The sequence below is a fragment of the Xanthomonas sp. SHU 308 genome (assembly GCF_000364645.1).
Lineage (GTDB): Bacteria > Pseudomonadota > Gammaproteobacteria > Xanthomonadales > Xanthomonadaceae > Xanthomonas_A > Xanthomonas_A sontii.
In genome coordinates, this window is sequence record NZ_AQOK01000351.1 from 1 (window position 1) to 7,309 (window position 7,309).

The following is a 7,309-nucleotide window of genomic DNA, read 5'->3' on the forward strand; positions in this document are numbered from 1 at the left end:
CGCTGTGCTACCCGGCGCTGATCCGCCACGACGCGCGGCTGCTGCTGTTCTACAACGGCAACGACATGGGCCGCGACGGCTTCGGCGTGGCCGAGGTGGTGCTGCCCGTTGGCACCGTCTGGGAGGATGACGATGCTGTCGGTTAGGGGCTACACCGCGGCCGACGCACCGCTGTGGGATGCCGTGGTGGAGGCCTCGCGCAACGGCAATCTGCTGCACCGGCGCGGCTACATGGACTATCACGCGGCGCGCTTCGTCGATGCCTCCTTGCTGGTCGAGGATGCCGGCACGCCGGTGGCGGTGTTCCCGGCCAACCGCGACGGCGACGTGGTGACCAGCCATGCCGGGCTCAGCTATGCCGGTCTGGTGTCGACCCACGCGCTGCGCGCAACGGCGACGCTGGAAGTGTTCGAGCGCATCGCGGCGCATTACCGCGACGCCGGCGTGCGCACACTGCTGTACAAGGCGGTGCCGCATCTGTTCCACCGCAGCCCGGCGGAGGAGGATCTGTACGCGCTGCATCGGTTGGATGCGCGCCTCTACCGTCGCGACCTGTCCTCGGCGGTGCCGCTGCGCGTGCCGCCGCGCTTCGCTGCCGCACGCAAGCGCTCGGTGGCCAAGGCGCGCCGCGCCGGGCTGCGCGTGCAGCGCGTGGACGACCCGGCGCCGCTGCATGCGCTGCTGGGCGAGGTCCTGCAACGCCACGACGCGCGTCCGACCCACAGCCTGGACGAACTGCGCCTGCTGTGCGCGCGCTTCCCGGCGCAGATCGTGCCGTATGAGGTCCGCGACGGCGGCGACCTGCTGGCCGGCACGCTGGTGTACGACTTCGGCCACGTCGTCCACACCCAATACCTGGCCTGCTCGGAGCAAGGCCGCCGCGCCGATGCGCTGAGCCTGCTGCTGGCCGAGCTGATCGAGCAGGTCTACGCGCAGCGCGATTTCCTCAGCCTGGGCATTTCCACCGAGCAGCAGGGCCAGGTGCTCAACGCCGGCCTGGTCGAGCAGAAGGAGCGTTTCGGCGCGCGCGCGGTGGTTCACGATTTCTACCGTTGGGAGTTGCAATGAGCCTGCCGCCGGCCAGCGTGCCGTTCCTGGATCTGCGCGCGAGCAACGCGCGCTATGCCGATGAGCTCAAGGCCGCAGCGGCACGGGTGATCGATTCGGGCTGGTATGTGCTCGGCGAGGAGCTGGAGGCGTTCGAGCGCGAGTTCGCCGCCTACTGCGGCACGGCCCACGCCATCGGCGTCGGCAACGGCATGGACGCGCTGACCCTGATCCTGCGCGGCTACCGTGCGCTGGGTCGGCTGCACGAAGGCGACGAGGTGCTGGTGCCGGGCAACACCTTCATCGCCAGCTTCCTGGCGATCAGCGAGAACCGGCTGCGGCCAGTGCCGCTGGAGCCGGAGGCGGCCAGCTTCAATCTGGATCCGGCGCAGGTGGAGCGGGCGATCGGCCCGCGCACCAGGGCGATCCTGGCGGTCCACCTGTACGGACAGCTGGCCGACATGGCCGCACTGCGTGCCATCGCCGAGCGCCATGGGGTGCTGCTGCTCGAGGACGCCGCGCAGGCGCATGGTGCGCGCCGCGACGGCCGCCATGCGGGCAGCTTCGGCGATGCCGCCGGCTTCAGCTTCTTCCCCGGCAAGAACCTGGGCGCGTTGGGCGACGCCGGCGCCGTGACCACCGACGACGCCGAACTTGCGGCGCAACTCCGCGTGCTGCGCAACTACGGCTCGGACATCAAGTACCGGCATCTGGTGCAGGGCGTGAACTCGCGCCTGGACGAGCTGCAGGCGGCGCTGTTGCGGGTCAAGCTGCGCCACCTGGATGCCGATATCGCCGCGCGCCGCGCGATCGCCCAGCGCTACCTCGACGGCATCGCGCATCCGCAGATCGCCGTGCCGCAGGTGGCCGACCCGGCGGCGCATGCCTGGCACCTGTTCGTGGTGCGCTGCGCGCAGCGCGACGCGCTGCAACGGCATCTACAGGCCCAGGGCGTGCACTGCCTGGTGCATTATCCGACGCCGCCGCATCGGCAGCCGGCCTATCCGGAACTGGCCACCCTGCAGTTGCCGCTGTGCGAGCGCTTGGGTGCGGAGGTGTTGAGCCTGCCGATCGGCCCGACGCTGGACGCTGCGGCGGTGGCGCAGGTGATCGATGCCTGCCAGCGTTTCGGGGGTATGGCGGCATGAACGTGCTGCGCAGCGGCGTGTACAGCGGCGTGGCCACCGCGGCCAAGCTGCTGTCCGCGTTGCTGGTGCTGAAGCTGGTGGCGGTGTACGCCGGCCCGGCCGGGGTCGCCCGGCTCGGCCAGTTCACCAGCCTGATGTCGCTGCTGGCGGTGGTGGCAGGCGGCGGCATCGGCGCCGGCGTGGTCAAGTACGTGGCCGAGTACCGCGACGATGCACCGGCACTGGCCCGGCTGCTCGGTAGCGCACTCGGCTACGCCTGCGTCGCCGCGGTCGCGATGGGAGTGGCCGCGCTGCTGTGCAGCCGCCTGATCGCCGAGCGCCTGCTCGGCGATGCGCAGTACCAGCCGCTGATCTGCGTGCTGGCGGTGGCGCAGCTCGGCATTGCGCTGGCCAACTACATCCTGGCGGTGGTCAACGGCTTCATGGACGTGCGCCGGCTGGCCTTCGTCCAGGTCAGCGGCGCGGTGCTGAGCGTGCTGCTGGTGGCCGCGCTGGCGCACGGCATGGGCCTGTCCGGGGCGCTGCTGGGCCTGGTGCTGGGGCAGGTGGCCTGGCTGTGCGCCGGCCTCCCGGCGCTGCGACGCAGCCCGTATTTCCGCCGCGAGATGCTGCGCATCCGTTTCGATCCGGCGATGGTGCGGCGACTGGCCGGCTTCTCGGTCATGACCCTGGCCTCCGCGCTGCTGCCGCTGCTGGTCAACATCGGCGTGCGCGATCATCTGGCCGGCCAGTTCGGCTGGCAGCAGGTCGGTTACTGGCAGGCGGTGAGCCGCGTGTCCGATGCCTATCTGCTGTTCTTCACCACCGCCATCAACGTCTACTACCTGCCCAAGCTGGCGGCGTTGCATACGCGGCAGGCGCTGTGGCAGGAACTGCGCGGTGCCTACCGCTACGTGCTGCCGGCGGTGCTCCTCGCCGCAGCGGCGGTGTACCTGTGCCGCGACTGGATCACCCGACTGCTGTTCTCGGCGGATTTCGCCGCCGCGTTGCCGCTGTACGCGCCGCAACTGCTCGGCGACGTGCTCAAGATCGCCTCCTTCGTGCTGTCCTACCTGATGCTGGCCAAGGCGATGACGCGGCTGTTCGTGCTCTCCGAATGTCTGTTCGCCGCCAGCTACCTCGGCCTGGTGGTGCTGTTCACCGCGCGCATGGGCCTGATTGGCGCGGTCTACGCGTTCGCCTGCAACTACGCGCTGTACCTGGCGTTCAACATGCTGGTGGCGCGCCGCTACCTGCGAGGACTGGGCTGATGGATGCAACGTATACCCCGACGACGCTGCCGCTGGTGTCGGTGCTGATTCCGGCCTACAACCACGCGCGCTTCGTGCAGCGCTGCCTGGACAGCGTGCTGGAAGACCCGTACCCGAACAAGGAACTGGTGATCGTCGACGACGGCTCCAGCGACGGCACTGCCGAGCGCATCGCCGAGTGGATCGCGCAGCACGGCGACAGATTGCACGTGCGCTTCTGGCCGCGCGAGAACCTCGGCATCGCCGCCACGCTCAACCACCTGGTGGCGATGGCGCGCGGCGAGTTCCTGCGCCTGGGGGCCAGCGACGACTATCTGCTGCCCGGCGGATTAGGCGTGCAGGTGGCCTACCTGGGCGCGCATCCGCAAAAGGCCGCGGTGATCGGCGACGCCATCGTGGTCGACATCCAGGGCCGCACCGTGCACCAGAGCAGCATGCGCGACCTGCACGGCGTGGACAAACGCCTGTACCTGAGCGAGGCCGGCATCCGCCGCGCGGTGATCCGGCACTGGGCGGTGAGCGGGGCGGTGGCGCTGGTCCGGCGCAGCGCGCTGCATCCGGGCGCCGAATGGGACGAGGGCCTGCGCATCGAGGACTGGGATTTCTTCCTGCGCCTGGTCGCGCGCGACGCGCTGGGTTTCCTGGACGTGGCGGTCTGCGCCTACCGCGTGCACGACCACAACGCCAGCCGCACCCGGCATCTGCCCAGCCGCCTGGCCAACCTGGCCGAGTCGCGACAGGTGGCGCTGCGCCGCGCGCGCTTGTTCGATCCGGCCTGCCGCACCCTGCTGCACGCGCAGGCGCACTACATCGCCGCGAAGATCGCGTTCCTGCGGCGCAGCCCGCTGGCGCTGGGCGGACACCTGCTGGCGCATGCGTGGCTGTCGCTGTTGGCGCGGCTGCGCCAGGGCGGCCAACCGACGCTGGCCCAGCGCGGATGAGCCGGCTGCTGCGCCTGCCGTCGGCGTATTTCGGCCTGCCGCTGCTGCTGAGCTGCGCGCTGACCCTGCTCACCTTCGACCTGCCGCCGGGCTATCTCGCCGGCATCGCACTGCTGGCCGCCGTGGCGCTGGCGACGCTGGGCCTGGATGCGCTGCTCGGCATCCGCCTGCCGCCGCTGGCGGCGTTCCGGTCGCGCGAGTACGCCGGCACGCGCGAGGCCTTCGTCGCGCTCGGCTTGGCCGCCGCGGTGGGGCTGTTCTGCCTGCTGGACCTGCTGCTGTTCCCGATCCCGTTGCTGCACAACCCCTCCGCCTACGCCGACCTGAGCCCGCTGCAGGCGCACGTGCGGCATGTGTCGAACATGTGCTGGATCCTGCCGCCGATCGGCCTGCTGTGCGTGCGCGAGCGCAGCGTGCGCAACGCGCTGCTGCTGGCCGGCTTTGTGTTCCCGGTGCTGGTGATCGACCGCAACCGCCTGTTTGCGGCGGTGTTCAGCGTCGGCCTGTTGCTGTTGCTGCGCCGCGACCCGGCACGGCCGCTGCCGTGGAAACGGGTACTGGCGCTGCTGTGCGCCGGCGCCGCCGGGTTCTCGCTGTTGGGCACGCTGCGTTCCGGCTCGCTGGATTCGGTGGCGCTGCCGTTCGGCGCGCTGTACCGGGCCGCGCCGCAGGGCATCAAGTGGCTGCTGCTGTACATCGGCGCCGGCCCGTACAACTTCGGCGCGCTGCTTAGCAAGGGCTACGCCAACGCCAGTTTCCTGATCAACCAACTGGTGCCGCTCAGCGGCTCCATCGCCACCGCCGGGACCGGCATCCCGCTGGATGCGCCGAACATCAATGTCGGCACCGAGTTCCTGCCGTTCCTGCTGGCCGGCGGCCCCGGCGCCGCGCTGGCGGCGATGCTGGCGCTGTACGCGGCGCTGCTGTGGAGCGTGCGCCTACTCGGACGCGGCGTGGCGCTGTTCAACCTGCTGGTGTTCCTGCGCATCGCCTACGCCTGCGTGATGTCGCCGTTCGCGCCGCAGGCGTTCACCTGGACCAATGCCGGCTTCGTCGCGCTGTGCCTGCTGCTGCACGCCTGCAGCGCATTGCTGCCGAACCGCCGCGCGCCCGCCGCGGACGCGGCCCTGCCTTCCGTTTCCCCGAGATCCCCGCTGCCATGACCGACACCGCCATGCCCCAAGACGAAATCTACCTGCTCGACCTGTGGCGGATACTGCGGCGCGAATGGCGCTGGTGCCTGCTGCCGCTGCTGCTGGCATTGGCGCTGGCGGCGCTGTTCCTGCACGGCGCGACTCGCCAGTGGCAAGCGACCGCCTGGGTGCAGGTCGGCGAATTCGGCCCGACCCCGTCCGGACGCGACCCCAAGCTGGAGCCGTTCCAGCGGGTGATCGACCGGATTAAGACCCGGCAGTTCCAGGAACAGGTGCTGCACAGCGCCGGCGTGGCCCTGGACAGCCGCCAGGCCGCGCTGTACCGCGACAGCCTGAAGCTGGACCCCGACCCGTACGCCAACCTGATCCAGTTGACCCTGCGCGCGCAATCGCCGCAGCAGGCGCGACAACTGGCCACGGCCACCATCGCGCAGTTGCAGGCGCTGCACCGGCGCATCCAGGCCGGTCCGCTGCAGCAGGCCACCGCGCGACTGCAGGAGCTGGCCGCGGACATCGCCGCGACCCAGGCCGAGCGCGACCGCCTGCTGCAGCAGCAACGCGAAGGCCGCGGCAGCGTCGAGCAGCAATTGCTCGGCAACATGCTGCTGTCGGAGAAGACCGCCACGCTGCGCGGCCTCAAGGCTGAGCGCGAGGATCTGCTCGGCCGGCTCGGCACGCGCTACACCTACGACACCTCGGCGCCCTGGGAGACCTACGTGCCGCCGCGCGCGGCGTTTCCCAACCCGGTGCTGGTGCTGGCGGCGGCGCTGCTGGCCGGGCTCGGCGGCGGCGTACTGGCCGCGGTGGCGCGCAATGCGCTGCGCCGGCGGCAGGCGCGGCCGACAGGGGCGAGCGTCGCCGCCGCATAACAGCAGCTCGTCGATTCAACCAAACGGCGCTGCCGCCGCACCTACCTGCAGTACCGCGCGCTCGATGCGCGCGGATTCCGACAAGGGCAGGGCAGTGGAGAGGTGCAGGTGACAGCGAATGGCAAGGCGGGTGCAACGGCGCACACGACCACTCTGGACCCGGTGCGGTTGCTGGACACGCAGCGCGCCTTCGACAGCGTGGCCGCCGATTACGACGGCCCGCGCGGCAACAACGCGCTGATCCAGCGCATGCGCACCACCCTGTGGGACACGGTGGCGACGCAGTTGCCGGTCGGCTCGCGCCTGGTCGATCTGGGCTGCGGCACCGGCCTGGATGCGCACGCCTTCGCCCAGCGCGGCTACCGCGTGCTGGCCACCGACTGGTCGCCGCAGATGGTGGAGCGCACCCGTGCCCGCGCGCAGGATCCCAGTCTGCGCGGCCGGCTCAGCGTGGCCCATGTCGGCATCCAGCAACTGGATCTGCTCGACGGCGAGTTCGACGGCATGTACTCCAACTTCGGCCCGCTCAACTGCGCGCCGGACCTGCCCGACGTCGCGCGCCACTGCGCACGGCTGCTGCGCCGCGACGGCCGCCTGGTGTTCTCGGTGATCGGTCGCCTGTGCCCGTGGGAGCTGGGCCACTACCTGCTGCGTGGCCGCCTGCGCCGTGCCGCCGTGCGCGCCGCACGTGGCGCCACCGCCGTGGGCATGAACGGGCACACGATCTGGACCTGGTACTACTTCCCACGCGAGTTCTACCGCGCGTTCGCGCCGCATTTCGCGCTGGAGTCGTACCGGGCGCTCAGCCTGTGCCTGCCGCCGCCGTACCTGGTCGAGCACTACCAGCGCCATCCGCGCCTGGGCGAGGCGCTGGGCCGCCTCGACGACCGCATCGGCGGC

General features: G+C 70.8%; 7 protein-coding genes. All 7 read left to right on the forward strand.

Going from position 1 to position 7,309, the window contains the following annotated elements; all coding sequences use genetic code 11:
* The first annotated feature begins 132 nt into the window (after positions 1-132).
* Positions 133-1,068, forward strand: coding sequence for a GNAT family N-acetyltransferase (locus D588_RS0112300; RefSeq protein ID WP_017916201.1), 936 nt, complete (start codon positions 133-135; stop codon positions 1,066-1,068).
* On the forward strand, positions 1,065-2,195 hold the full coding sequence (locus D588_RS0112305; RefSeq protein WP_017916202.1) for a DegT/DnrJ/EryC1/StrS family aminotransferase: 1,131 nt from the start codon (positions 1,065-1,067) through the stop codon (positions 2,193-2,195). Before D588_RS0112300 ends, D588_RS0112305 begins: the two co-directional genes overlap by 4 nt.
* Positions 2,192-3,445, forward strand: a complete 1,254-nt coding sequence (locus tag D588_RS0112310) for an O-antigen translocase (protein WP_017916203.1) — start codon at positions 2,192-2,194, stop codon at positions 3,443-3,445. Before D588_RS0112305 ends, D588_RS0112310 begins: the two co-directional genes overlap by 4 nt.
* Entirely contained in the window at positions 3,445-4,386 is a 942-nt protein-coding gene (locus D588_RS0112315) for a glycosyltransferase (RefSeq protein ID WP_017916204.1), read from the forward strand. Before D588_RS0112310 ends, D588_RS0112315 begins: the two co-directional genes overlap by 1 nt.
* Positions 4,383-5,549: a hypothetical protein gene (locus tag D588_RS0112320; protein WP_017916205.1), complete on the forward strand. Its 1,167-nt coding sequence runs from the start codon at positions 4,383-4,385 to the stop codon at positions 5,547-5,549. Before D588_RS0112315 ends, D588_RS0112320 begins: the two co-directional genes overlap by 4 nt.
* An 11-nt stretch (positions 5,550-5,560) precedes the next feature.
* Entirely contained in the window at positions 5,561-6,409 is an 849-nt protein-coding gene (locus D588_RS0112325; protein WP_026143652.1) for a Wzz/FepE/Etk N-terminal domain-containing protein, read from the forward strand.
* 108 nt (positions 6,410-6,517) lie between these two features.
* The coding region (locus D588_RS24660; protein ID WP_043084648.1) for a class I SAM-dependent methyltransferase at positions 6,518-7,309 on the forward strand (792 nt) is incomplete at its 3' end.